The organism is Acinetobacter oleivorans DR1, assembly GCF_000196795.1.
GTDB classification, from domain to species: Bacteria; Pseudomonadota; Gammaproteobacteria; order Pseudomonadales; family Moraxellaceae; genus Acinetobacter; species Acinetobacter oleivorans.
Genome location: NC_014259.1, coordinates 1,282,765 through 1,308,779, shown reverse-complemented (window position 1 = coordinate 1,308,779; position 26,015 = coordinate 1,282,765). Strand labels below are relative to the sequence as shown.

Genomic DNA, 26,015 nt, shown 5'->3' with positions numbered 1-26,015 from the left:
TAATTAAGGAGACGTCCCATGGGGAAAGTCGATTATTCTAAATATGCAAAACTCAGCCCATTTGAACTAAAAGATAATTTAATAGAATTAGCTCAAAGCAGAACTGACCGAATGATGTTAAATGCTGGGCGTGGTAATCCGAACTTTCTTGCGACTATCCCACGTCGCGCATTCTTCCAACTGGGTCTATTTTCGGCGACCGAATCAGAGTTCTCGTTTTCATATATGCCAGAAGGTCTAGGTGGTTTCCCGCGCCCTGTTGGACTTCAGTCACGTTTTGATAACTTCATTTTGGAAAACCGCGACAAACCCGGTGTGGTCTTTTTAGGTAAAGCCGTGTCTTATGTTCGTGACCAGTTAGGTCTCGACCCAGATCTTTTTTTACTTGAAATGGTTGAAGGGATTTTAGGTTGTAACTACCCTGTGCCGGACCGAATGCTTAGAGTCAGTGAAACGATTATTAAAGAGTACGTCTTAAAAGAAATGGGCGTACAAGGCATGCAAAAAAGAGACTTAGATTTGTTCGCTGTTGAAGGCGGAACAGCAGCAATGGCCTACATTTTTAACTCATTAAAAGAAAATAAAATTATTAAAAACGGCGACCGTATTGCTATTGGTAGCCCAATTTTCACGCCATATCTGGAAATTCCAAAACTCAACGACTATCAGCTTGAAGAGGTACTCATTGAGGCAGACCCTAATCTCGGTTGGCAATATCCAGAATCGGAGCTTAGAAAGTTAGAAGATCCATCTATTAAAGCGTTCTTTTTAGTCAACCCAAGTAACCCCCCATCTGTAAAAATGAGTGATGAAGGGCTTGCGATTCTGGCAGATATCGTTAAAAAACGCCCTGATCTAATTATTTTGACCGATGACGTTTACGGTACGTTTGCAGATAACTTCAAATCGCTTTTTGCAATCTGTCCTGACAATACAATTTTGGTTTACTCATTCTCTAAATACTTCGGTGCGACTGGTTGGCGACTCGGTGTCATTGCACTTTCAAATAACAATGTGCTTGATAAACAAATTGCGAACTTATCAAAGAAAGAGAAGAAAGAGCTTGAAGAGCGCTACTCATCTTTAACTACCGACCCTGCAAGCATTAAGTTTATTGACCGCTTAGTTGCAGACAGCCGTAATGTTGCTTTAAACCACACTGCGGGTCTATCTACACCACAACAAGTTCAAATGGTTTTATTTGCCTTGTTTAATTTAATGGACTCACGCCAAAGCTACAAAAAAGCGGTTAAGTCTGTTGTGCGTGAACGCGATGCAGCACTTTATAGACAGCTTGGTGTCGAGGTTCCAACAGATCCAAATGCTGTGGACTACTACACCCTAGTCAACCTTGAAAACACATCACGTACTCTTTATGGAGATGAGTTTGCCGACTGGGTCATGAAAAATAAAAATCCGACAGAACTTTTATTTAGAGTAGCTGATGAAACAGGTGTGGTTTTATTACCGGGTTCTGGCTTCGGTGTGCAGCATCCTTCTGCTCGTGCATCTTTAGCTAACCTAAATGAATACCAATATGCTGCAATTGGTGATTCTCTAAGACGCTTTGCGGATGAAGCTTATGCAGAATATTTAAAAACCAAAAAAGGTAAATAAGCACCTATATAAAGTGAGGCTCTAGCAGCCTCACTTTTTCCTTTCTGCTCTTTAATTTTCTATTTCAATTTAATAAGTTCAACTTAATAAACCATATTTAAAAAGTAATCCAGTAACCTCTCAGGCTCTTCATTTTTACTTGAACTTAAACGCCCAAGAATTGCGCCATCAATCATAAATACAAAAATATCAGACTCCTCATACGAAACTGTTTTCTTATTTTCCATGAGCAGGCTGAAAATTTCATTTTTAAGCCATTGTCTATATCTCACCGCACTTTGATAAGCATTGGGATAAAGCTTTTCAATTTCAAAAATCGCTTTAAACAACAAATAATAAGCACTTTTTAAGTCAGCATGTAAAAGATAGATTTGTCTAAGCTTAAAAGACAAATCTGAATATTGGCAAGATTCACACACTGCTCTCACTTTTTCTTTTAGCTGGTCTTTTTGAAGGACCAGACACATTTCAATCAGCCTTTCTTTTGAGTGAAAGTAGTTGTAAAAGGTGGCTTTGGGAATTTTGGTCTCAATCATGATTCGGTCCACCCCGACCTTGTTGAAGCCATATTGTTTAAATAAGTCTGCTGCTATGTGAAGCGCTCGCGTCGCTCTAGATGAAGCCTCTAAATTTTTCATATGTACCGCATAAAATATTTTTTTGTTGTAAGTAAATGAGATAGAAATACCTTCACCAAAATATTAGGCGAGAAAACAGGCATGCCAAGGCAGCATAAAACCATGCCCTAGCGAATCTCAGACTTTATTGTTGCTATGAGTTTTTAGTCGTAACGAAGTACAGTTTAATCTACAAATATTTAAACCGTTTTAAAGACCAGTTAAGCGGTATGGATAGAGAGAGCTTGGCAAAGGCCAATAAATAAGAAAAATTAGTATGCATAGAGGACTCCTCATGTCTAAAGAAGTTCTACCGAATTACTGTCAAATAATTATGGTGGCAGAACGAGAGAAGGTTGACAGACTGGTTAGACGCCAGCACACCCGAAGGTGTCCCTCTCCCGTCCTACCGCAACGGGAGGAGACGAGAAGCTTACACACAAGAGTATTCCTCAGAAGGAATATTCTGATGCGGTCTAAAACAGCCTGTCAAAGCCGGCTGGCAATGTAGGCCAGCAGGCAAAGGATAATCCGCAGGGTTTAGAGTGTCAATGTATGGTTGAATAGAAAATGGTTAAATAATTATTGTTTTTCATTTAATTAGATACTTTAATTTAATATGTTAGCTAACTTTAAAAGCAAAATTATATATTTGTCCTTTATTATCCTAGATTTATTTTCCCCTAACTTAAAAATTGCTTTTTATAAGTTCTATTTCTTCAGTTGAGATATTAGTTAACTGTATTGATGATAGTTCATTGTTAGAGTTTACACCAAAATATATTCCTTCATTATCAAAGTAATACATTGATTTTTCAATATTTAAAAAAGTTAATTCTAAATAATCTAAACCTACAACCAATTGTAGTTCATAATTAAAATCATCTTTAAATATGCTTGAATAATCGTCATATATTACATTCCAACCTGAGATATCAAACTTAGGTAATAAATTTTCAACTGGAAATGAATTTTTAAAATTATAGGTAGTCTTCAATATATTATTAGAATTTATCGATACTAAAGTAATATTAATTACTTCCCCTTTATTACTTAGTCCTAGTTCAAATAAGGATGTTTGTCCATTTCCACATCGCCAATATATATCAGCCAACTTATTTTCATCAAAATCAATAGAAAAAGGAACATATTTATCGATACTAATCAATGCATGTTTAGGCTGTTGCTTATCAAGCATAACTAACATACTTCATCCTTATTGCTTTAATAGCTAATTTTTATCTCCAGATCTGTATAAAATATCATAAATTAAGCTGATATCTTTTTAAAATAATTAGAAAGTAGATTCCCTTTTATACCCCCTCTCTTGAAGAAATAAATAAACCTAAAGATAATAGTTCCAACCTAATCTAAAGAAAATTTTAAACTCTTAAAGTAATTTCAATGAAAAATCTTAATATCTTTAAATTTATAAACCTTGTGCTGGCCTTTTTATGGTTTTATCAAGGTCTCGTTCCAAAATTTCTATTTCTTAATTCTGATGAAATTTTTGTGTGGCAATGGGCAGGACTATCACTTGAACATGCAAAACTTGCAGGCCATGCAAGTGGTATTGCCGAAATGATTTTTGGTTTATGTTTTCTATTTACTGCACATAAATATATTCACTATTTAAGCATTTGGGGTTTGCTTGGCTTACTTCTTTTAATTGGTTTCTTAATACCTTCTACCCTGATCTTGCCCTATAACCCTATCGTAATGAATCTTTCAATGATAAGTTTATCTATTGTTTATCTCATCTTATTAAGTGAGCAAAATTAACTTACAACCATTCATTTAACTATTTTTAAAGATTTTATATAGAGCGTTCAATGAGTCTACCTAAAAGTGAAGTTTACTGTGTGGTTATTACAGGAAGTACAAAGGGTATTGGCTTAGCACTCGCCGAAGCTTTTTTAAAGCTGGAATGTTCAGTTGTGATTGCTGGACGTAACGCTGAGCACTTAAATCATGCCCTCACCCACTTAGAAACTCATTTCAATAAAGAAAAATTTATGGGTCTATGCTGCGATGTGACTCAAATTTCCGACGTACAAACCCTATGGAATAGTGCAATTGAGCGGTTTGGACATGTAAATATTTGGGTGAACAACGCAGGAAGCTGCCACCCAACCAAAGACTTTATTGACCTTCAACCTGATGAATTAAACGCAGCTGTTTCAACCAATATTTTAGGTACAATGCTAGGTTCGCAAGTCGCTTTAAAAGGCATGCTCAAACAAGGTTATGGCCAAATCTTTAATATGGAAGGTTGGGGAAGCAACGGCGAATGGAGTGCTGGCATGACTCCCTATGCAACCACCAAACGAGCAGTCAGTTACTTTAGTAAAGCACTTTATAAAGAGACAAAATCGACAGCAATTTTAACTGGCACACTAAGCCCAGGCATGGTGGCAACCGATTTATTAGTTTCGTCTTGGACCAATGGAAACGTCCAAAACTGGAAAAAAATGAAACGGTTATTTTTCTTTGTGATTGATTCACCAGAAGTCGTTTGTGCCTATTTAGCAAAGCAAATTATGCAAAACAAAAAAGCCAACCGACGCATCGCGTGGATCACGCCATGGAAGCTTTTTCTTAGATTTTTGCAACCTTATTACTGGCGCAGAAACCCAGTTAAAGGCACAGCATTAGAGCACTTATAGTCGAGCTTAGCACTTGAAGCTCTTTTCATCATAAAATTGTTCAGCAGAAGTTCTTCTAAAGAGAGCTTCTACTGAACTTTATATATTAAGAATCACTATCTGAGCTATCTTCTTTATTTAAAATCCGCCCTTCCCGTTTTGGTCGAATCAATGGAGCTGTCGGTCTTGGATGATGCGTATGTGTATATTGCATACCAACCCCTGCATTTACGTCATCTGCTGCGATTTCAGTTTCAAAACGCTCATTATCCAGATCTCGAATTTCCTCGGTAATTCGTTCTACTTCGTCTTCATCTACACCCAGTTCTTGCAAAATCACGCCACCAAACTTAATCGCCGATTCAAACGTTTCACGGATCATAAAGTCCACTTTTTGTTTAACTAAATGCAGTGAATGCTCACGGTCATATGAGCGCACTAATAATTTCGCTAAAGGAAATTCGTGAGTTACAAGTTCCACAATTCTATTTGTGGTTTCTTTACTGTCCACACACACCACAATCGCTTGTGCTGTTGCAGCACCAGAAGCATGTAAAATATCTAGGCGGCAGCCATCGCCATAATAAATTTTAAAACCAAATTTTTCCGCGTTTTGAATCATGTCCGTATTATTATCAATAATGGTGACATCGACACCTCTTGCCAACAATAATTGACTGGTGACCTGTCCAAAACGTCCGAATCCGATCATTAAAACACTACCGCTTAAACCCTCGGCAATATTGACGTTTTCTAATGAAACATCCGCTTTAGTTTGAGTAAAACGTTTAAAAATAATACCGACAATTGGGGTCAACACCATTGAAAGTACCACAATAGCAGTAAGATTAGATTTAACCGTACTATCAATAACTTGTGCACTTAGCGCGGCAGAGAAAAGTACAAAAGCAAATTCTCCACCCTGAGCCATGAGTAAGGCACGGTCCAACGCTTCAGTATGAGAGCTTTTCGTTACTCGGGCGACTATATAAATCATGAGCGCTTTGGCAAGCATCAGGGCAATTACCCCACTCACAATCAGTTGCCAATTCTGAGCGACAACTGATAAATCCAGTGACATGCCCACGCCAAGGAAAAACAGGCCTAACAAGATTCCTCGGAATGGTTCAATATCAGCTTCAATTTGATGTCTAAAGGTCGATTCAGATAAAAGTACACCCGCTAAGAAAGCACCCATTGCCATGGTCAAACCGCTGACTTGCATGAGTAACGCTGCCCCTAACACTACCAATAATGCCGCAGCAGTCATGACCTCTCGGGCTTTAGCGGCAGCCAAAAGCCTAAATAATGGGTTTAGCAACCAATACCCTGCTGCAATCAGACCTGCAATTGCGACTAATCCAATTCCTATATTTTCTAGGCGCACAGATGTGCTTTCGACCACATGATTTGGTGCCATAAAAGCAACAATAGCCAGCAAAGGTACAATTAGTAAATCTTCAAAAAGTAAGATGGCTACAATTTTTTGCCCACGAGGCTGAGTCAAGTCACCCCTATCACCCAACAACTGCATCACAATAGCAGTCGAGGTCAGTACGAAACCTGCCGCACCAATAAAAGCGACTTGCCACGTAAAACCAAATAATAATCCGACGCCAGTCAAAGCCAATGCACAAATGATGATTTGTAGCGTACCAAGGCCAAAAATTTCGCGTCTAAGACTCCATAAATGTGATGGTTGCATTTCCAAACCAATCACAAATAGATACATCACAATTCCTAACTCGGCAATATGCAAAATTGCGGTGGAATCTTGAAAAAAGGCAAAACCGAATGGGCCAATAATCAGACCAGCAATTAAATAACCTAATACCGAACCTAAACCAATACGTTTAAAAATAGGGACTGCAATGACAGCCGCTGCCAATAAAACTACGGGGGCAACCAAGCTAATTGAATGTGCTTCTGAGCTCATACATTTCTCATTTTATTTATCTGCAATTTATTCTATGTGAAACTAGGTTTAAGGGCGATTATTAGTTTTGTGAAAAAGTATCCTAAAAATAAAATGAGTTAAATCGTCCGAAAATGAAAATTTAGAGCATCTGTATGAACAAAATCTATCTCTATTTTAAGGTTCATAATTAAGCACTCGTAAAAAAAGCCCTTACGGGCTTTTTTTGATTAAACAACGAATTTCAACATGAGCTGAATAACCGTGGCATTAATTAAATCGACAAAGAACGCACCACAAAGCGGAACAATTAAAAATGCCTTATGCGATGGACCATACATGTTGGTAATCGCTTGCATATTTGCTACTGCTGTTGGCGTTGCGCCCATACCAAAACCACAATGCCCTGCTGACAACACCGCTGCATCATAGTTTTTGCCCATTACACGGAACGTCACAAATGCTGCATATAACGCCATCGTAATCGTTTGAGCACCTAAAATCACCACAAGTGGACCTGCTAAATCTGCAAGTTGCCAAAGCTTTAATGAAAGCAATGCCATTGCTAAATAAAGCGACAAAGACGCATTACCAAAAACATCAATCGCACGGTCAAAAATATCAATTTTCAACACGCTTTCTAAAATATTTCTTAAGATTACACCGCCACCAAGTGCCCAAACGAAAGTTGGTAACTCAAACCAAGTTCCCTTACTAAAGCCAGTCATAAATTCAGCAAACGCCAAACATGCTGCAAACATACCTAGTGTAGTAATTGCATTATCGGCAGTAATTAAACGAACTTGATGAGGGTTTTCAAACGGTGCGAGATCATCCGAATTTTGTTCAAGATGTGTGTCACGATTTTGAATTTCAGCATTGGTTTTCGGTTGAGCAAGGTTGTAACGATTGATAAGCAATTTCGCTAATGGGCCACCAATTACACCACCGATAATCAAACCAAAAGTCGCGCTCGCCATTCCTAAAGCTAAAGCACCCTGAATACCATGCTGAGTTTCTAAAATTTCACCCCAAGCTCCGGCTGTACCATGACCACCCGTTAAAGTAATTGAACCCGCAATTAAACCAATCAATGGGTCAAGGCCAAGCAAAGTTGCAAGGCTCATGCCGACCGCATTTTGCACAACAATGAAGGACGCTACACAAACTAAGAAAATAACCAAAGCCATACCGCCTTCTTTAAGCTTCATGAAATTGGCACTTAAACCAATAGAAGCAAAGAATACGAGCATAAAGCTGGTTTGTAATTCGCTACTAAAAACAATGCTATAGCCCCATATGGTATGGACAAGCAGCGAGACGACCGCGGCCACCAAACCACCTGCTACAGGTTCGGGAATATTGTAGCGTTTTAAAAAATCAATTCGATTAACAAGAAAGCGGCCCAACAATAAAACAATGACCGCCGAAATTAGCGTATAAAAACCATTAAAAACAAATTCCATATAAACTACTTTCTAATTACATTCCTAAAGGATTGTAAAATAATTATATTTTATTTTTTCATATGTAAAAAAAACACAAATAAACTTTACAAAACTACCCTACCAATAGATTTTTACTATTCTTAAAAAAAGCTTAAATTTTTAAAGGTTTTATACAAAAATATTAAATAAATTTATTTCATTATTAATTTCAAATATTTATTTCAAATTATTTTTAATTAAAAATAATTATTCCTTGACACCTTAAACAGAAAATACTGTCTTTTGGGTCACGGAACTTAGAACTCATTCCCTTTAATATCCCTGAAAAGACCAGCTCCTTATTGCTCTGGGCAACATCTTTATAGGTTTTATATTCAATGAGTTTATTGCTTAAAGTTCGTCAGAACGTTCCACAGCTACAGTCTATTAAAAAATCTCTTCAGACACGTGCTGGTCAAAAAATACCTCACATGCTGATCAATGCATCGGATCTATTTTTTAGAGGTCCTGAAATTGCCTTGTCAGGAAAAACACCTTTTGACGTGATCTATAAGCATGAAATTATTAGCTTACGCCATTATAGAAACGAAGCCGATATCTCTACACCTAAACACCGTGTTCCTTTAGTGATTGTTCCGCCATTAGCTGTGAACATGCTCATTTATGATTTGTTTCCTACTCGCAGTTTTGTACGCTACTTTTTGGCACACGGGTTTGATGTCTATTTAATTGACTGGGGTGTGCCAACCCGTCACCAAGCAAAATACAATTTCGGCACCTACATTAAAGTCTTTATGCCTCAAATGCTAAAGCAGGTTCGCGAGCATAGTGGTCAGCAACAGCTTTCTTTACATGGGTGGAGTTTAGGCGGTGCACTTTCACTCTGCTATACCGCATTATTTAAAGATAAAGATATTAAGAATCTAATTATTCTCGCTTCCCCTATCGATACTCACAAAGCGGGTTATATGGGGAAACTTTATGGCAGTCTGACTAAACCTGCCGAATGGGTTCGTAAACATACGCCATTTCGTATTCGCCACCACGTGCCAAGTAAGGCATTTCATATTCATGGTTGGCAAAACACGCTGGGCTTTAAATTAACGGACCCGATTGGAAATTTGAAAACATATTGGGAACTTTTTAAAAACCTCGATAACCGAGAATTTATTGTTGACCACGCAACTTCTAGTTCATTTATCGATAATATGCTGGCGTATCCCGGTGGAGTCATGCGCGACATCATCCTTCGTTTCTGGATTGATAATGAACTATCCAACGGTGTAGTGAAATTCGGTGAACTTACAGCCTATTTAAAAGATATTGAATGTTCAGTGTTAGCACTGGGTGGTAGTACGGATATTATTGTGACCGCTGATGCTGTTAAGCCACTCATGGATTTAATTAGCAGCCAAGATAAAACGTTTAAGGTCGTACCGGGTGGACACATGGGTGTCGTTTCCGGAAGCCAAGCACCTACGGCAGTCTGGCCTCAAATAAGTAATTGGTTAGTTGAGCGTTCAGGTTAGTTCGTTTAAACAATATTGGGAACCAGCGTAGCAAGCCATACGCTGGTTTTTATTATTGTGGTGATTAACTCTTAAGCTTTAAAGTAAAAATTAATAATTCCATATTCAAAGATGTTAAATATCTAGTACCAACTTATCCGAACGAGGCAAACTGTTGCAGGTGGTAATTCGTAAATCTGGTTGTGCCTTGTATTGATCTAAAGTAGTAACACCTTGTAGCTTATTACAGACACAAGCACGGCATAACCCTCTTTCACATCCCGATGGAATATTAACGCCAGCCAAACGTGCAGCTTCTAATAGCGTTGTCCCGCCATCAACCACAATCTCAATACCACTCCGTGCAAAGTGAATAACATGATCTTTACCATCAGTTGGATGCTCTACTACCGGAGGTGTAAAACTCTCTGTATGAAATTGTATTTCAGGTAATCCTAAATCCAGTAACATAGATTTTGAGGCAGTAATAAATCCTGGTGGAGCACAAACATACACTTCATGTGCTGTTATATCGGGAACAACTTTAGCTAGTAATTCAGCACTTAGTTTCGCCTGATACATCTGCCCTGTAATTGGATAATTAGGGTCTATCTCATTACATATAAAATGCACATCAAAACCAGATAAGTTGGCAACTTCACGTAATTCATGTTCAAAAATAATAGATCTCTCATTACGGTTAAAATAAAGTAACTTAACTTGGCTATGTGGAGCTTCACGTCGTGCCTTACGTAACATACTCAAAATTGGTGTAATACCAACACCGCCCGCAAGAAAAATGATCTGTTTAGGTACTTCTTTCATTATAAAATCGGGAGAGGCCTGCGGTACTCCTACCAAAATCATATGTGAATTTTTCTTAATATGATCATTGATATAATTCGAAACACGTCCGCCCTCTACACGTTTGACAGCAATTTCCAAACAATTATCAGCCTCGTGACTATCTCTTAACAAACTATATTGTCGAACCAGACTTTCATCTTCGACGTCAACCCGTACGGAAATAAATGCACCAGCTTCCCAAGTTACGCCCTCCCATCCTTGAGGTTTTTCAAAACGTATCATTAATGCCTGATTTCCTGCTTGCGGAAAAACAGCAAGGACCTTAACAGGTACATTATAAAAACGAGGCTTATTTAAATACGTCATGTTATCTGGCAGTTTATATTGGGCTCCATATACAACTCGACGTAATAACTCCTTAGGATTTTTTAGGATTTTAAAAAAATTTCCTCTTTCTTGCTCGCCTACAGGACTCGCCAATTTGAGTACATTGACCATCATATCTGGCACAACATCTTCAAGAGACATAACATTGTAAGGTAAGCCATGCTGCAAACAGATTTCTTTAACAAAGGGCTGGATTTCTCTTTGACGATTACATGGTAAGTCTGGAAATAAATGATGCTCTAAGTGGGTGTCCAATCCGCCATAAAACACATCAAATGTAGGTGGATTATCGAATTTAACTTCCTCTTCCAACAATGTTTTAAAATAATTATCAAGTTGGGCATAAGGCGTAAAATTACTTGTTGCTAAAATTTGACGGCGAAAATACTCTTCTTCTGTTTCACTCAATCCCGGGTCACTAAATAACTCAACATTGGGCGAATGGTGTTCCAGAAATAATACTGCAACAGTCAAATCATATCCTAAAACTGTACTCAGATAATTACCAAAAAATGTCGGCAATATCCGATGAGGAGAGACCGAAAGAGGATCTTTCCAAAAATGCTGAGCAATATATTTTTTTGTCAGTTTTAAGGTTTGTTCAATGGTGGTTCGACTAAGTACTTTACGCCCTTCTGTTTTAGCGGCTGATGCTCCAGTAAAAAGAGAAAATACAAGATTAGGTGTTGTTAATAATAAAACCCACAACAGTGGAAGTTGCAAAGTATGGTGACCATACCATGGCTGACCTGGCTTAATACGTAAAAAGGAATATCCCAAATCATGGTCTACGCCAACGATATTAGTAAAAGGATGGTGATTTTGATGATGCATCACACGCCATTCATAAGGATCCACCATAAAATTCCAAACCCACCGTTCAGAATGGAAAGAACCTGCATTTGGCAAATGATCATAACTACCATGCATGATGTTATGACCAAGTTCAGAAAACTCAAGTAATGTATGCAATGCACCTAATATCGCACCACGCATTATGGCATTAGGTTTTCCACCTTGTTGGATCAACTCATTACTACGCGCTTTAATAGCTTGAGAGTAAGCGGCAACATTTCTGATATGTTCCAGGTCTGCATCACCAACTTTTGCTTTAGTTTGATCATATAAAGCTTTTAAAGCTGCCGTTAAACTTTCGTGCTTGCCGTCTTTATTATTTAGCATTTTATATATCCCTATCGGATTTGATCCTATCCGAAAAGATATAAAGTTTTGAACATTAGCAGAATGACTTTATACTACCAAACTTGACATTTCATGACACATAAAGCATGTCTATACAATTATATTGGGATTTTCCTCGCAGTATCAGTGCTATTCGCATATTGCTTATGATAGGTCAGCAATATGGTTTAACACCTGAAAGTTGTATTGAAAACACGCATATTTCTTTGGATGATTTGTCGCAACCTAACTTTGAGGTAAAAGCAGAACAAGAATTTTTAGTTATTCGAAACTTACTTAAACTACTAGATCCTACACTTCCCTTAAGTATAGAAGCAGGTCTAAGGCACCATACAACCACATTTGGTGCATGGGGTTTTGCAATTCTTAGTAGTCAGACAATGAAAGAAGCCTTACATTTTGCTATGCGATACTTTCAACTTAGTTCTATTTTTTGCAATTTAGAAGTTATTCAGGAAGATATATATACATTACTGATTTTTGATCATAGTCAATTACCAGATGACTTAGCGTGTTTTCTGGTTGAAAGAGATCTTATAACTGTTATATCAATTCAACGAGATGTCTTGCCTATACAGTTTCCTGTAATGAGCATTAATATTGCTTTACCTGCACCTGTGTATGCCGATAAATTTCCCGAATTAACGGGATATCCAATTCAATTTAATCAACCACGTAGCTGTATTATCTTTGAAAGCAGTTTGCTTGATTTACCATTACCTCAAGCAGACCCATTTATTCGTGCACGATATGAAGAAGAATGCCAACAACTTTGGACGCGAAGAAGTTCTCTAGGCAGCTATAGCCAAAAAGTCAGAAATATTTTACTCCAACAACCCTCACAAATGCCCAGAATTGATGAAATGGCAGCCCATCTTCAGGTCAACCTCAGAACATTACAACGTCATCTCGCAATTGAAGAAGTTACCTATGAACAGCTTATAGATGACATTCGTAAAGACTTAGCCGAAGACTTACTCAAAACCACCAATTTAACAGTTGAAGAAGTTGCCATTCAATTGGGCTATTCCGAAGTTTCAGCATTTTCCAGAGCCTTTAAACGTTGGAAAGGCATTTCTCCCCGAAATTTTAGGTGGCAAAAATAAATTTATATTTAATATTTTAATGCTTATCCACACCAGCTCCAGTAAGCAAACTCGTAGCGTAATTCATAATTAATAAGACTAAATTATTCGCTTTTTCTTCTGATTCAGCCAAACGCCCTTCTAATAAAAGATGAGATAGGCCATGTACAAGGCTACAACTCAACATTGCTAATACTTCAACTTGAGCGTCATTTTCATCCACACCTAATATTGAAGCAGTTAGTTGATGTAACTGAGTATATGTATTACCCACTGCCTCTTTTAACTCAAGTGCTTCATTCTTTTGTAAGTCAGGATTAAACATCAAGGCAAAGAGATTTCGATTATTTTTTGCAAAGTTAATATAGGCTAAACCAAATAATTTTAACGCCTCTGGCTGAGAATTAGCATCTTGCAACGTTTGGCTTTGCTCCTCTTGCAAGAGCTGAAATCCTTTTGCTGCCAATGCTGCTAAAAAGCTCTCTTTATTTTCGAAATGCCGATATACCGCATTTCCGCTTACCCCAATTTGTCTCGCCATTTCTCGAAAGCTAAGGCTCTCAGCATCACTATTTTTTAGGTGAGCTAATCCTGCATCTAATAATTCTTCACGCACATTTCCATGATGATAATTTGATTTTTGAGATTGTATAGAAGACATGTTGACACCGCACACATATTATAAGCATAATGTGTGCACCGAACACATTATGCTTTATTGTTGTTTAATTCACACAAAAGAGCAAATCATAATTCCCGTTCAATAGAGCTGCTTATAAATATCCATATTGCCTAGGAAAGGACATTAATAATACTAGGCCTATGAAAACAAAAGAGTATTGAGCTTATAAAGAAATGCAAACTTTCCTTTGAGCTAAATCATCTTTAAGCAAAGGAACTGATATGAACAATTTTAGAAGTATAAAACAGGCTTTGTTATTTACAATACCATTGATGTTGGTCAGTTCACTTGTAAAAGCAGAACTCAACCTCTTAGATGATAAGAGTTTATCTGGTGTAACTGGTCAAGCATTATTTAATCTAACCAATATTGCAGCTAATCAAAATGGTAATCCAAATACAGATGTAGGTTTTTATCGTCTCGGAATGGAAGCACAAGTAGAGTTAAATGCAAATATTAAAAGTTTACAGTTAGGTTGCGGTGGGACTAAAGGAGTAGGTTGTGACATTGATATTGAAAATATTAGTTTAGCAGGTGTCCTCCCCGTAAATGGTAGCTATGCAGGATCAGATGCCGTTATTACTAATCCTTTTATCGAGTTTGCTATCAAATCGCCGAACAGTGCTTCTACTCGAGAAATTGTTGGCTTTCGACTTGGGGCATTAGGCATATTAGGCAAACTTGGATTGGGATCAAATACAGATTTAACAACATTAGCTGATGACACAGGAGGAATTAACTTTTTATCTGGTGATTTGAATTTAACACTTACGAATACTGTTCTTAAGAATGTAGTGATTGAAAATGGATTAATCACTACAGAAGCACATATTAATGATTATAACAAACCGCTTATTCTTAACCGCTCTACAACAGCAACGCTGGATAATGTAGTCGCTAAAACTGGTCCACTAAAACTATTAGGTATCTTAGATCTACCTTTAGGTTTAACTCTCAGTAATGCCACATTAAAAGATTATCCTCTGTCTGGTTTCCATGAAATTTTACTAGCCCAAGATGCAGCAGGAACAATTCCTACTAGTGACACATCACTATCCTTACAAAAACAAGCTATCCAGTGGCAAAAAATAAGTACAGGAACTTTCGACAATACTGTTGCCGCTCAACCTGGATGGTGGCTTTCCTTACCTAAAGTTTTACTCACGGATATCGAAACACAACAGCGGATTGATGTAGGACTTGGCGAGGCATTAGGAGGATTAGTGGGTAGAGAGTTAATTATTAATCCTATTGACTCTGGACAGATAGGCATCAAAAACTGCTACGGGAACTTAAAGTTTTGCTAAGTAGAAACTTTATACAAGCTTTTATATGACGCTTAAATTAAAACAACTCATGGTTTTCATACCACTATTAGCAGGGCTGAATACATCCCAAGCTACCACAGTCTATAGGTCAATAAATATGTGCTCAGCTTCTGTCAAACATATACCTGATAATATCCAAAGTTCTATTTCTAAACTTAAAGTGGGCTCAATAGACTCAAATACTTCAAACATTTCTTTTATTCTTGCTTCAGCAGTTGCTGCAAAACACAATAAACAAATAGATATAGAACGTATTACTGTTTATTTGCAAGCTCAACGAAATCAGCAAAATTTCTATTATTCATTACTTGATATCAAGAAAACTTTTGAAAATTTCAATATATCTGTTGAGGCCAAGAAAAATGCCTCACCTTTTGATATGTTAAAATTAACCAATGAAATTCTTATTGGTATTGATCAGCAAGATCAACTTTTTGCATTAGTTGGTTCATCGCAAGAGTATGTATATTTAATTTATGGAATCATGAATCGAAAAGCATTAATCTGCCCTCTTAAAAAATCTTTATTTATTCAAAACTTTACTACCAATAAATTTTTAATTCTTAGATAGTTACCACCAGACTCCATTAAATAGAGAATTTTTATTAATTCAAACAATTAGGCTTATTTAATCATTATAAAAAATAAGCCCTTTATATTTATAAAATTAAGTTTTAGAAAATAATCTTTAAAAGTTAATCGAGTATTGGATTTAAATCTCGATTCATTTGAACAATATCCTGATGCGTTGGATTAGCCCCTAAGCTTGAGAAGAGTTCAGGTAAACGATCACGCTTTTTTTGAGCCTCTCCTTTTTGAGCAATAGCGAGTCCTTTCCTCATCATTTGCTGATCATAATCACAGCAATATGCTGGCGTACATGGTTGTTGTCTCCAAGAATCTTCCAAACTTCCTGCATCTACAGGGTCAAAACCTATGTCATTAACAAGGCTCATAACAACATCTTTTGAAGGTACACTATCTCCAGCAACAGCTATCGCTAATCTATTTTTACTTCCTTCAACTTGGCCTAATTCTGCAAGTGAATAAGCTAAAATATTATTAAAAGCTTTAATAACAGGACGATTAATCTGCGTGGATACCCAAACACTTTCTGTCATTCCATCATCAATTTCTTTAATATGCGGATCACGGAAATCAGGATAATAATTACTGGTATCTATAATTACTTTGTCTGTAGCTGCTGAGTAAAATAAATCTGTTGGTAATTCTTTTATAGCTGGGAAAGGAATTGATAAAATAATAACATCTGAAGAATTAACAGCTCCATATATATCGACTGCTTCTACGTTTATTTCATCCGCAATTTTTCTTACCCCGTCCACACCTCTAGAATTCGCAACATATATAGTATGACCTGCTTCCTTTAAAAGACGTGCAAGGGTCTTTCCAATATTACCAACTCCAACAATACCTATTTTCATATATCAGCCTTTTGAGAAATTTAATACAGTTAACACTTTTAAGTTTAAAGACAAGCTGAGATAATAGGAAGTACACACAAAAAAGTAAGTATATTCCTAAAAGGTAAGTATGAAAGCAGCACGTGACTGGAATTGTGAAGATCCTCAACAGCGGATAGTATGGGCAAAAATCACCTCTGAAGCCCTTAAAGCTATTGAAGGAAAATGGAAAATAATTATCCTTTGTCAACTTTTTGCAGCTAAACAACCCCTACGTTTCTCTGCATTAGAAAAACTTATCGAAGGTGTTAATCAGAAAATGTTGATTCAGCAGCTTAAACAATTAGAACAAGATGGGATTATTAAACGTACTGTTTATCCACAAGTTCCCCCTAAAGTTGAATATGAGCTTAGTGAAATAGGATTAGCACTTGGTCCTTCAATGGAAGCACTTATTGAATGGGCAGAATTTAAAAATCAAAAATTAAATAGCGACTCAAAGTAATAAAATCTAAGCATAAAATTTATGCTTAGATTTTATAATATTAAAAATAATGAATAAGTTATTTCAACCCAAAAGTCTTTCTAATGCTCTTATCAACAGGGCCACTTGGCATGAAGCGACGTAACTTACTTAACAAAGACGCCTGTCCAGATGGTGTGCGACGCATTTGCCAATCATTCAATGCCGCTGTAACGATCGTATCTGCAACAGCATCTGGTTGGGATCCATGATTAATCTGATTCGATATAGCCTGTGTAGCTAAATTACGTTCATTGTCATATTCAGGAATTTTAGAACTTACTACAGGTGCGTTTTTATCTAGATTGGTTTTGGTGAAAGAAGGTTGCACCAATGTCACGCGAATCCCAAATTGACGAAGCTCGTGATCTAAAGATTCGGATAATCCTTCAACTGCATGTTTAGTTGCAGAATATACCCCCATATAAGGTGAAGGAAGAAAACCCAATACCGAGCTAATATTTATGATTCTTCCATAATGTTGTATTCGCATATATGGCAATACCGCTTGTATCGTACGAAGAATACTAAATACATTCGTATTAAATAAAAATTCTGCTTCTTTTATAGAGGTCTCTTCTATTGCCCCAGTCAGGCTTGCTCCAGCATTATTAATTAAGATATCAATACGCCCAGCCTTATCAATAATAGAATGAATCCCAAGTTGGACAGAGTCCTCATCAGACACATCCATTTCAATGAGCTCAACCCCTTCAATAGGTTGGGCTTTGACTTTATTTCTGACTGTTCCAAATACTTTATGGCCTTTTTTAGCAAATTTTTCTGCTGTGACTTGACCAATTCCTGATGAAACACCGGTAATTACCACTACTTGTGAGTTTGACATATGAACTCCGAATAATTTTTAAACTTAAGAATCTGATGGTTAAGCTGTTGGTTTGACTCTGATTTTGAACCAGATTGAGTACATAGCCGGCAAGAAAACCAAAGTTAAAATGGTTCCAGCCAGTGTTCCACCAATCAATGTATAAGCTAGCGTTCCCCAAAACACCGAATGAGTCAGAGGAATAAAAGCCAAAATAGCAGCCAAAGCCGTTAATATGACGGGTCTGGCACGTTGTACTGTTGCTTCCACAACAGCATCCAACGGATCGAGTCCAGCTTGCTTGTTTTGCTGAATTTGACCAATCAAGATGAGTGTGTTTCGCATTAAAATTCCAGACAATGCAATCAACCCAACTAAGGCATTGATACCAAAAGGCTGCTGGAATAATAGAAGCGTCGGTACCACACCGATTAATCCCAATGGACTGGTGAGAAACACCATAATCATTGCAGCTATAGATCTCACCTGAAGAATGATAATGAGCAAAGTCATTGCCAACATGATCGGGAAAATAGGAAGCATAGCTTTAGTGGCTTTACCCGACTCTTCAATAGAACCCGCTTCAACGATGCGATAGCCCTTTGGTAGATTTTTTATAACTGACTGAAGCTGTTTGGTAATTGCTGTAGATACATCTGGTGGTTGCAATCCTTCAGCAATATCTCCACGAACGGTTATTGTTGGTACGCGATCTCGACGGCGTATAACAGGCTCTTCCATCCGCACTTCAATCTTGCCAATTTGTGACAGAGGAATACGTTGTCCATTTGCCCCAGTGAGTGTGAAATCACCAATTTTTGCAGGATCCAGTCTTATATCACCCGCAGAACGAGCAACAACTTGTACTGTACGAATATCTTCGCGTACAGATGTTATCGGAATACCTGTTAACAAAAATTGTAGTTGCTGTGCCACTGAAGCTGAGGTGAGACCAACTGCTTGTAGGCGATCTTGCTGTAATGTGAAATGAAGGGCTGGTGTACGAGTTCCCCAATCGGTATTTACAGTTCTCATCATTGGGCTAGCATTCATAACGTGCTGAACCTGAGCTGCAATTACACGCAATTTTTCTGGGTCTGGCCCTGTCACACGGTAAGCCACTGGATAGGGTGAATATGGTCCAAAGACCAGTTGTGTAACACGCACCTGCGCTTCAGAAGCAAGCCCATTTGAAACAGCTTGTCTTAAGCGATGTTTTAAGGCTTCCCGCTCTTCTTGATTGTCAGTTCGTATCACAATCTTGGCAAAGGATGGGTCTGGTAACTCAGGTCCCATGGATAAATAAAACCGAGGAGCGCCTTGACCAATATACGATGTCACAATTTTTGCTTCATTTTGCTTAGATAACCAAGCTTCAACTTTGGCTGTAGTAGCGCTAGTTTGCGTAATCGATGTACCGTAAGGCATTTGTACTTCAACAAGTACTTCAGGTCGGTCAGAGATTGGAAAAAATTGTTTTTTCACCAATGTCATTCCGCCTATTGCCAAAACAAATAATCCGATAACACTACCAGCAACAAGCCATTTACGCGCAATCACACGTTCAAGAATTTGACGGAAACGGTTATATCGGGGGGTGTCATAAATTGCATGGTGTCCACCTTCGACTTTTTTAAAATCAGGTAACATCTTCACACCTAAATAAGGTGTAAAAACGACTGCAACAATCCATGAAGCAATAAGGGCTATGCCGACAATCCAAAACATATTGCTGGTATATTCACCAGCCGTAGATCGGGCAAAGCCATTTGGCATAAATCCAACAGCTGTGACTAATGTTCCAGAAAGCATAGGTGCTGCGGTGTGGCTCCATGCATAAGCAGATGCAGCTATTCGGCTAAAGCCTTCCTCCATTTTGACGACCATCATTTCAATGGCAATAATGGCATCATCAACCAAGAGTCCTAAGGCAAGAATAAGAGAGCCCAGTGTAATTCGGTCAAAGTTTTTGCCCGTTGCCAACATCGCCACAAAAACAATAGCCAATGTGAGAGGTACAGCCATAGCAACAACAAGTCCAACTCGCCATCCCATGCTGATAAAGCTTACAAACATCACCACAAGTAATGCTGCAAAGAACTTAATCATGAACTCATTTACCGACGAGCTAATATTTACCGCTTGATCGGTCACCTTATTTAAGCTGATACCAAGGGGTAAATCTTCATTGATTGAGCCAACTTCGTTCTCTAATGCTTTACCAAGATCTAATCCATTCCACCCTTCACGCATGACTACACCTAGCAATAAAGCAGGTTCTCCATCATTACGAATAATGAATGTTGCAGGATCTTCATAACCACGTTTAACAGTCGCAATATCTGACAATTTCAAGGTACGACCTTGAGCAGTTATAGGTGTGTCTCGAATTTTTTGTAACTTATCAAAAGCACCATCCAATCTGACAAAAACTTGAGGACCTTTGGTCTCAATAGAACCAGCTGGAGTAAGTACATTCTGATTATTAAGTGCAGCAAACACATCTTGTGGATTTACGCCTAGTGTTGCCAAGCGCTCATGTGAAAATTCAATATAGATACGTTCAGGTTGCTCGCCAATAATATTGACCTTTTTTACCCCAGGGACATGAAGTAGCTGCTGTCTAATCGTTTCTGCATCACGCACCAACAATCTTTGTGCTTCATTTTTTGCCTTCAAAGCATATAAAGTAAAAGTTACATCCGCATATTCATCATTAACAAGTGGCCCAATTACCCCTGAAGGTAAATTGCTTATTTCATCATTTGCTTTCTTCCTCGCTTGATAAAACTCCTCCTGAACTTGAGATGGAGGTGTGCTATCAAGTAAGGTTAGTGTCGTAAAAGCTAGCCCAGGCCTTGTATAGGTTTCTGTTCGATCATACCAACGCAGCTCTTGCATCCGTTTTTCGATTTTTTCAGCAACTTGATCTTGCATTTCTTGGGCAGTTGCACCGGGCCAAGCAGTCACAATGGTCATGACCTTAACTGTAAAGGCTGGGTCTTCAGCTCGACCTAATTTAAAAAATGCAACAATGCCTGCAATTGAAATTAGAAAAATCAGGAATAGAGTGATACCCCGTTCACGAACAGCAAGAGCTGACAGGTTAAAACCTTTCTCACTCATGAGTGTCCTCCTTCATTTTCAATTGAAGGATTATTTGCCTGTGATGCAATACGGACTAACTCGCCTTCTCGAAGTAAATGCGCACCTAGAGCAACAATTTGATCTCCACTCTGAATATTGCCAGTTACATACGCATATTCATCATCAACCTGTTTTACAACAACAGAACGCCACGTTACTTTCTGAGTTTTTCCATTAATTACCCATACTCCTGCTCCCTTTCCTTTATCAAGTAGTGAACCAATCGGTACTTGTAAAAAATGTTGTGAACTCTGATTTTGAGCTCCAATACGTACAGTAACGGTTGAACCTAAAGGAGCGTTTGCCAAATCTCCGTCTAATACAAAACGTGCTTCAAAAGTACGAGTGAGTTGATCTGCTGTATTTGATAACTGTCTAAGCTTAGCTGGGACACTGATATTTTCTTTACCAAAGAGAGTGGCTTGACCAATAGCTCCTATTGCAGGGCGTAAAGTCTCGGGAAGCTGAATAACTGCTTCTCTTTGACCAGAATGAGCTAAACGAATTACTGTTTGACCCGCGCTTACGACTTGCCCCGGTTCAACCAGTGTTTCCATAATTGTGCCATCACCATCGGCTGTTAAGTCGGCATAGTGACTGGCGTTTAATGCGACTTTAGCTTGAGCTTGCGTTGAACTTAGTTGTGCTCTCGCCGTATCTGCTGCTGCCTTAATCTGATCATAGGCGGAAGCAGATATAGCTCCACTTCCACGCAAATCACGATATCGAGCTTCATCTTTTTCTGCTTGTTCAGCACGTGCTTTGGCTGCGCCTACAGCTTCTTGCTGAGCTTTGGCAGCAAGTTCCAAATCAACCGGATCAATACGCATCAGTAACTGTCCGCGTTTTACCGTCTGACCGGCTTCAACAAACCGTTTGATTACTTTACCAGAGACACGAAAACCAAGATCACTTTCTACCCGTGCGCCTATCGTGCCTGTAAATGCTCTTGAGTCAGAAGTAATTTCTTCTTGCACAGTTGCGACTCGTACCAATGGTGCCGAAGTACGGGGGTCAGATTGTGTATTTTCAGCACAACCTAGCAAGAAAAAAGGAAATAAATATATTGCAGCAAATGGAATAAGGCGACGATAACGCATATTAGAGTCCCCCCCTTGAAGAAATTAATCAGGAGACTCATTTTTAATCAAGTGACTAATTTAGTCAATAGTCACAAATTTATTATGGCGATAAACTTCTCAGCACAAGACTAGAAAGCAACACTGGAGCATCAGCGTTATATGAAATGCTATGTTGTAAAAGTAATGGATGTAGATAAGGTCTCATAACTAAATAAATAGCCTTAACTGCTTCATCAATTGGTGTTTTTCTTTCAAAATCACCAGTTTGACGACCTTCTTGAATAATATTTTGTAGTACTTTAAGAATTCGATTTTCATAAGCAACCGTAGCATCCCATTTCTCAGAGGCTGCAGAAACTGCAATTTCATAGAGCTTACGATCTTGAGAAAATAAACGAAGGCTCCCTTCCACAATTACTTTAAAAAGCACTCTCAATTTTTCAGCAGGATATTCAGCTTCTTGAATGGTAGCATTAACTTCATCTTCAATTTCACGCAAACAATTGGCACAAATCATCTCGCCAATCGCCTGTTTAGATTCAAAAAATTTATAAATATAAGCTTTAGAAAAGCCTATAGATTTTGCAAGATCAGAAACTGTAGTTTTCTCATAACCATAGCGGCTGAAATGCTCTGTAGCAGCAACCACGATTTGGTCCCTTACCTCATGATCTTCCGGTCCTCGCTTTGAAACTGGATAACTACTTTTTTCTTTACTCATATTTTCAATTTAAACCTTTATGTGAAAGTTGTAGTTTAACTCTTGACCCCTGATATTGACAACAAGTGACTAAATTGTATTATAGTCACAATTAAGCCATTGTTCAAAATCTCGCCTTGGGGAAAATATGTTATCTAGATCTATCGTTCTCCTACCAATACTCACCAGCATTCTTGCTGCTTGTACCGTAGGTCCTAATTATAAACGTCCTAGTATATCTCTACCCGAGCAATATCTTGGCGCTCGCTTAAACTCACCAAGTGACGAAACCAAAGCAGATATTGAAGTATGGTGGAAAAGTTTTAATGACCCTCAACTTACTCGATATGTCACATTAGCATTAAAACAAAATCTGGATCTGACCCAAGCATATACCCGTGTGACTCAAGCTCAAGCAAGCTTATCGGCAGTCAATGCTTCTTTACGCCCAATAGGTAGTGTTGACGCACAAGCAGCTAAAGCTTACCAATCCGTTGAAACTCCACTGGGGCAAGTTTTAAATTCAATACCTAATTTTGACCGACATGGTAGTTCTTATGAGGCAAACCTAAGTGCCACTTGGGAATTAGATATTTTCGGAGGCCTTCGAAGAGACCGTGAAAGTGCTCTAGCAAACTATCAAGCTTCGAATGCAGGAGCATCAGCAGTTCGTTTAATGGTCGCAGCGCAAACAGCAAATCTTTATATTAATATTCGAGGATTACAATCTCGATTAGACATTGCCCAGCAACAATTACAAACGCAACAAAAACTTCTTTCAATTATTCAACTTTTATATAGCAAAGGATTGGCATCTGAATTTCAGGTCAAACAAGCTAAAGCGAATGTTGCTCAAGTTCAAGCTGTAGTTCCCGCACTTGGAATGAATCTAGACATTGCCATGAATGCACTCGACGTCATGCTTGGAACCGTACCAGGAACTCACCGAGCTGAACTAGCGGAAGTAAAACCAATTCCAGTTATTCCTAATATTACAGAAACAGGAACACCCCGCGATCTTTTACGTAGACGACCAGATCTCATCATGGCTGAAAGGCAACTGGCAGCTTCAAATGCACGCATTGGCAGTGCGATTGCAGAATATTACCCAAAGGTTTCTTTAGGCGGTTTGATAGGTAGCGCAGCCACAGTAAGTGGAAACTTATTTTCAAGTGGTGCCAATCAGGCTGCTGGCTTATTAGGCTTACGTTGGCGTTTATTTGATTTTGGTCGAATTAATTCAGAAATTCGCTTAGCTAAGGGACAAGAAGCCGAAAAGCTCGCAGCCTACCAATTAGCCGTCTTACATGCAGCGGAAGATGTAGAGAACTCATTATCAACTTTATCTAAAAGACAAGAACAACTCGTAGCACTTCAAGATGGTGAAAATGCGCTACACCTTGCACAGAAAATCGCTTTAATTGCCTATCAAAAAGGAATTAACAGTCGAATAGAAGTATTACAAGCAGATTCAAGTGCTTTGCAATTCACAGATAGAAAAGTACAGGCACAAACCGATTCAGCCCTTGCTGCTGTAGCAATTTATAAATCACTGGGTGGCGGCTGGCAACCTCAAAAATTTTGAAACACCCCTATTGCCTCTATAGCAAGCAGTTTATAAAGCGAGAATTATTATGCGGGAACAATCAGTACGCCAGCCGCTAAATACACATGATTTAAATCATGCGATCTTAAACGGACCAATTCCCCCAGTAATGCTAAAACTGGCGTTACCCACCATAGCTGTTTTGCTTGTACAAACCATGATTGGATTACTAGAAACATATTTCGTAAGTTCACTTGGAACTGATGTAATAGCTGGCGTAGCCGTAGTGTTCCCAATTCTTATGCTCATGCAAATGCTAGCGAATGGTGGATTTGGCGGAGGACTAGCTTCAGCAATTGCTCGGGCTTCTGGAGCAGGTCGATCAGAAGATGCTCAATCCCTTGTCTGGCATGGTGTAATTCTTGCTGGCATTTTGGGAGGAGTTTTTAGTATTGTTATGCTCACCTCAGCCCAGATGATATATCACTTAATGGGCGTTACTGGCTTAGCTTTAGATGCAGCCCTAAAATATTCCAATATTATTTTTATAGGTTCACCCCTTATATGGGCTGTAGCCCTACTCTCAGCCGCATTACGTGGTGCAGGTGATACAAAAACTCCAGCTCGCATAACACTTCTAGGTGGAGTACTACTTTTACCCCTATCACCTATTTTCATTTTTGGCTGGGGATTCATTCCCTCATTGGGTGTAGCTGGAGCTGGGCTCGCTGTCTTAAGTTATTATATTTTTGCCATCATATGCTTAATTAGGCACATGCGAACAACACATAGCATTATCAAATTATCGATCAAGCCTATCAACTTTCAGTTCTTCAAAGATATTCTTGGTATTGGTTCACTATCCGCTATTGGAATAATTCAACTCAATTTAACTGTTGTCATCGTAACAACCTTAGTTGGTCAATTTGGTTCTGATGCAATCGCGGGGTACGGTATTGCTTCCCGACTAGACTACGTGCAAGTTCCGCTTATGTTCGGTATCGGCTCAGCAATCATGACCATGGTAGGTATTAATTATGGAGCTGGGCAATTTCAAAGAGCACGTCGTATCACATGGATCGGGGTTTTTATTACATTCCTTATTACTGGCTCAATAGGACTTTTCTTTAGTATTTTCCCTTCCATTTGGCTTAGTTTTTTCAGTCATGATCCATCTGTCCTTCAGACTGGAACAAATTACTTGCAGCATGTTGCGCCTTTTTACGGAGCAATAGGTATAGGTATGGCTCTTTATTTTGCAGGCCAAGGTTCAAAACGATTATTAGGCCCTATCTTAGCTGGTACCATCAGAATGATTATTGCAGCCATTATCGGAAGTATCGCTGTTCTATATTTTGATGCAAGTTTATCAACTTTCTTTCAAGTTATTGGCCTGAGTGCTTTGATATTTGGTTTGGTGTCCTGCTTGGCAAATTTTATCCATAGATAAAATTGCATTGAGTTCAAAAAATTGCTCAATTTCCTTAAAGATTTTGCACAAATCTTCTAGAACTACATTCACCTC

Annotated in this window: 21 protein-coding genes; 10 read left to right on the top strand and 11 right to left on the bottom strand. The window is 38.4% G+C overall.

The window, feature by feature from the left end:
• Window positions 1–18: 18 nt before the first annotated feature.
• A complete protein-coding gene (locus tag AOLE_RS06130; protein ID WP_013197283.1) occupies window positions 19–1,617 on the top strand; it encodes a bifunctional aspartate transaminase/aspartate 4-decarboxylase in 1,599 nt (532 codons plus the stop codon).
• Between the two features lie 83 nt (window positions 1,618–1,700).
• Here AOLE_RS06130 and AOLE_RS06125 read toward each other — a convergent pair whose 3' ends face one another.
• Window positions 1,701–2,255 carry a TetR/AcrR family transcriptional regulator gene (locus AOLE_RS06125; protein WP_013197282.1) on the bottom strand — a complete coding sequence of 185 codons (555 nt, stop codon included), beginning with the start codon at window positions 2,253–2,255 and terminating at the stop codon, window positions 1,701–1,703.
• A 667-nt stretch (window positions 2,256–2,922) separates the two neighbouring features.
• Complete coding sequence (locus tag AOLE_RS06120; protein WP_013197281.1) at window positions 2,923–3,441, bottom strand: hypothetical protein; 519 nt, start codon at window positions 3,439–3,441, stop codon at window positions 2,923–2,925.
• A 197-nt stretch (window positions 3,442–3,638) separates the two neighbouring features.
• Between AOLE_RS06120 and AOLE_RS06115 the strand changes: the two genes are divergently transcribed.
• A complete protein-coding gene (locus tag AOLE_RS06115; RefSeq protein ID WP_013197280.1) occupies window positions 3,639–4,016 on the top strand; it encodes a DoxX-like family protein in 378 nt (125 codons plus the stop codon).
• 50 nt (window positions 4,017–4,066) lie between these two features.
• Entirely contained in the window at window positions 4,067–4,900 is an 834-nt protein-coding gene (locus tag AOLE_RS06110; RefSeq protein WP_013197279.1) for an SDR family NAD(P)-dependent oxidoreductase, read from the top strand.
• Window positions 4,901–4,985: 85 nt separating this feature from the next.
• On the opposite strand, the gene AOLE_RS06105 is transcribed toward AOLE_RS06110, so the two are convergent.
• The gene (locus AOLE_RS06105; protein WP_013197278.1) at window positions 4,986–6,815 is read right to left on the bottom strand and encodes a monovalent cation:proton antiporter-2 (CPA2) family protein; all 1,830 of its coding nucleotides are present in this window, start codon (window positions 6,813–6,815) and stop codon (window positions 4,986–4,988) included.
• 209 nt (window positions 6,816–7,024) lie between these two features.
• A complete protein-coding gene (gltS, locus tag AOLE_RS06100; protein WP_013197277.1) occupies window positions 7,025–8,260 on the bottom strand; it encodes a sodium/glutamate symporter in 1,236 nt (411 codons plus the stop codon).
• 359 nt (window positions 8,261–8,619) lie between these two features.
• Here gltS and AOLE_RS06095 point away from each other — a divergent pair, with 359 nt between their 5' ends.
• Window positions 8,620–9,771 carry an alpha/beta fold hydrolase gene (locus tag AOLE_RS06095; protein ID WP_013197276.1) on the top strand — a complete coding sequence of 384 codons (1,152 nt, stop codon included), beginning with the start codon at window positions 8,620–8,622 and terminating at the stop codon, window positions 9,769–9,771.
• 114 nt (window positions 9,772–9,885) lie between these two features.
• On the opposite strand, the gene AOLE_RS06090 is transcribed toward AOLE_RS06095, so the two are convergent.
• Window positions 9,886–12,126: a fatty acid desaturase gene (locus AOLE_RS06090; protein WP_013197275.1), complete on the bottom strand. Its 2,241-nt coding sequence runs from the start codon at window positions 12,124–12,126 to the stop codon at window positions 9,886–9,888.
• Window positions 12,127–12,233: 107 nt separating this feature from the next.
• Between AOLE_RS06090 and AOLE_RS06085 the strand changes: the two genes are divergently transcribed.
• Window positions 12,234–13,253: an AraC family transcriptional regulator gene (locus tag AOLE_RS06085; RefSeq protein ID WP_023274169.1), complete on the top strand. Its 1,020-nt coding sequence runs from the start codon at window positions 12,234–12,236 to the stop codon at window positions 13,251–13,253.
• A gap of 16 nt (window positions 13,254–13,269) precedes the next feature.
• On the opposite strand, the gene AOLE_RS06080 is transcribed toward AOLE_RS06085, so the two are convergent.
• The gene (locus AOLE_RS06080) at window positions 13,270–13,893 is read right to left on the bottom strand and encodes a TetR/AcrR family transcriptional regulator (RefSeq protein ID WP_013197273.1); all 624 of its coding nucleotides are present in this window, start codon (window positions 13,891–13,893) and stop codon (window positions 13,270–13,272) included.
• Window positions 13,894–14,135: 242 nt separating this feature from the next.
• Here AOLE_RS06080 and AOLE_RS06075 point away from each other — a divergent pair, with 242 nt between their 5' ends.
• Both AOLE_RS06075 and AOLE_RS06070 read left to right on the top strand, forming a co-directional pair.
• On the top strand, window positions 14,136–15,221 hold the full coding sequence (locus AOLE_RS06075; protein ID WP_013197272.1) for a hypothetical protein: 1,086 nt from the start codon (window positions 14,136–14,138) through the stop codon (window positions 15,219–15,221).
• Between the two features lie 118 nt (window positions 15,222–15,339).
• Window positions 15,340–15,813 (top strand): hypothetical protein, encoded by a 474-nt coding sequence (locus AOLE_RS06070; protein WP_013197271.1) that lies wholly within the window; start codon window positions 15,340–15,342, stop codon window positions 15,811–15,813.
• Between the two features lie 124 nt (window positions 15,814–15,937).
• Here AOLE_RS06070 and AOLE_RS06065 read toward each other — a convergent pair whose 3' ends face one another.
• The gene (locus AOLE_RS06065; protein ID WP_013197270.1) at window positions 15,938–16,687 is read right to left on the bottom strand and encodes an NADPH-dependent F420 reductase; all 750 of its coding nucleotides are present in this window, start codon (window positions 16,685–16,687) and stop codon (window positions 15,938–15,940) included.
• 109 nt (window positions 16,688–16,796) lie between these two features.
• Between AOLE_RS06065 and AOLE_RS06060 the strand changes: the two genes are divergently transcribed.
• Window positions 16,797–17,171, top strand: coding sequence for a winged helix-turn-helix transcriptional regulator (locus tag AOLE_RS06060; RefSeq protein ID WP_013197269.1), 375 nt, complete (start codon window positions 16,797–16,799; stop codon window positions 17,169–17,171).
• Window positions 17,172–17,229: 58 nt separating this feature from the next.
• On the opposite strand, the gene AOLE_RS06055 is transcribed toward AOLE_RS06060, so the two are convergent.
• The 4 genes from AOLE_RS06055 to AOLE_RS06040 all read right to left on the bottom strand — a co-directional run bounded on the left by AOLE_RS06055 (window position 17,230) and on the right by AOLE_RS06040 (window position 22,965).
• Entirely contained in the window at window positions 17,230–18,036 is an 807-nt protein-coding gene (locus AOLE_RS06055; RefSeq protein ID WP_013197268.1) for an oxidoreductase, read from the bottom strand.
• A gap of 39 nt (window positions 18,037–18,075) precedes the next feature.
• Window positions 18,076–21,141, bottom strand: coding sequence for an efflux RND transporter permease subunit (locus tag AOLE_RS06050; RefSeq protein ID WP_013197267.1), 3,066 nt, complete (start codon window positions 21,139–21,141; stop codon window positions 18,076–18,078).
• Entirely contained in the window at window positions 21,138–22,262 is a 1,125-nt protein-coding gene (locus AOLE_RS06045) for an efflux RND transporter periplasmic adaptor subunit (protein WP_013197266.1), read from the bottom strand. Before AOLE_RS06045 ends, AOLE_RS06050 begins: the two co-directional genes overlap by 4 nt.
• An 82-nt stretch (window positions 22,263–22,344) precedes the next feature.
• The gene (locus AOLE_RS06040; RefSeq protein ID WP_013197265.1) at window positions 22,345–22,965 is read right to left on the bottom strand and encodes a TetR/AcrR family transcriptional regulator; all 621 of its coding nucleotides are present in this window, start codon (window positions 22,963–22,965) and stop codon (window positions 22,345–22,347) included.
• A 127-nt stretch (window positions 22,966–23,092) separates the two neighbouring features.
• Between AOLE_RS06040 and AOLE_RS06035 the strand changes: the two genes are divergently transcribed.
• Both AOLE_RS06035 and AOLE_RS06030 read left to right on the top strand, forming a co-directional pair.
• A complete protein-coding gene (locus AOLE_RS06035) occupies window positions 23,093–24,529 on the top strand; it encodes an efflux transporter outer membrane subunit (RefSeq protein ID WP_013197264.1) in 1,437 nt (478 codons plus the stop codon).
• A 49-nt stretch (window positions 24,530–24,578) separates the two neighbouring features.
• Window positions 24,579–25,940: an MATE family efflux transporter gene (locus tag AOLE_RS06030; protein ID WP_013197263.1), complete on the top strand. Its 1,362-nt coding sequence runs from the start codon at window positions 24,579–24,581 to the stop codon at window positions 25,938–25,940.
• The last annotated feature ends 75 nt before the right edge of the window (window positions 25,941–26,015 follow it).

Excerpts from the sequence above, each read along its gene's own strand:
- AOLE_RS06130 (WP_013197283.1), top strand. The coding sequence starts at position 19 with ATGGGGAAAGTCGATTATTCTAAATATGCAAAACTCAGCCCATTTGAA.
- AOLE_RS06125 (WP_013197282.1), bottom strand. The coding sequence starts at position 2,255 with ATGAAAAATTTAGAGGCTTCATCTAGAGCGACGCGAGCGCTTCACATA.
- AOLE_RS06120 (WP_013197281.1), bottom strand. The coding sequence starts at position 3,441 with ATGTTAGTTATGCTTGATAAGCAACAGCCTAAACATGCATTGATTAGT.
- AOLE_RS06115 (WP_013197280.1), top strand. The coding sequence starts at position 3,639 with ATGAAAAATCTTAATATCTTTAAATTTATAAACCTTGTGCTGGCCTTT.
- AOLE_RS06110 (WP_013197279.1), top strand. The coding sequence starts at position 4,067 with ATGAGTCTACCTAAAAGTGAAGTTTACTGTGTGGTTATTACAGGAAGT.
- AOLE_RS06105 (WP_013197278.1), bottom strand. The coding sequence starts at position 6,815 with ATGAGCTCAGAAGCACATTCAATTAGCTTGGTTGCCCCCGTAGTTTTA.
- gltS (WP_013197277.1), bottom strand. The coding sequence starts at position 8,260 with ATGGAATTTGTTTTTAATGGTTTTTATACGCTAATTTCGGCGGTCATT.
- AOLE_RS06095 (WP_013197276.1), top strand. The coding sequence starts at position 8,620 with ATGAGTTTATTGCTTAAAGTTCGTCAGAACGTTCCACAGCTACAGTCT.
- AOLE_RS06090 (WP_013197275.1), bottom strand. The coding sequence starts at position 12,126 with ATGCTAAATAATAAAGACGGCAAGCACGAAAGTTTAACGGCAGCTTTA.
- AOLE_RS06085 (WP_023274169.1), top strand. The coding sequence starts at position 12,234 with ATGTCTATACAATTATATTGGGATTTTCCTCGCAGTATCAGTGCTATT.
- AOLE_RS06080 (WP_013197273.1), bottom strand. The coding sequence starts at position 13,893 with ATGTCTTCTATACAATCTCAAAAATCAAATTATCATCATGGAAATGTG.
- AOLE_RS06075 (WP_013197272.1), top strand. The coding sequence starts at position 14,136 with ATGAACAATTTTAGAAGTATAAAACAGGCTTTGTTATTTACAATACCA.
- AOLE_RS06070 (WP_013197271.1), top strand. The coding sequence starts at position 15,340 with ATGTGCTCAGCTTCTGTCAAACATATACCTGATAATATCCAAAGTTCT.
- AOLE_RS06065 (WP_013197270.1), bottom strand. The coding sequence starts at position 16,687 with ATGAAAATAGGTATTGTTGGAGTTGGTAATATTGGAAAGACCCTTGCA.
- AOLE_RS06060 (WP_013197269.1), top strand. The coding sequence starts at position 16,797 with ATGAAAGCAGCACGTGACTGGAATTGTGAAGATCCTCAACAGCGGATA.
- AOLE_RS06055 (WP_013197268.1), bottom strand. The coding sequence starts at position 18,036 with ATGTCAAACTCACAAGTAGTGGTAATTACCGGTGTTTCATCAGGAATT.
- AOLE_RS06050 (WP_013197267.1), bottom strand. The coding sequence starts at position 21,141 with ATGAGTGAGAAAGGTTTTAACCTGTCAGCTCTTGCTGTTCGTGAACGG.
- AOLE_RS06045 (WP_013197266.1), bottom strand. The coding sequence starts at position 22,262 with ATGCGTTATCGTCGCCTTATTCCATTTGCTGCAATATATTTATTTCCT.
- AOLE_RS06040 (WP_013197265.1), bottom strand. The coding sequence starts at position 22,965 with ATGAGTAAAGAAAAAAGTAGTTATCCAGTTTCAAAGCGAGGACCGGAA.
- AOLE_RS06035 (WP_013197264.1), top strand. The coding sequence starts at position 23,093 with ATGTTATCTAGATCTATCGTTCTCCTACCAATACTCACCAGCATTCTT.
- AOLE_RS06030 (WP_013197263.1), top strand. The coding sequence starts at position 24,579 with ATGCGGGAACAATCAGTACGCCAGCCGCTAAATACACATGATTTAAAT.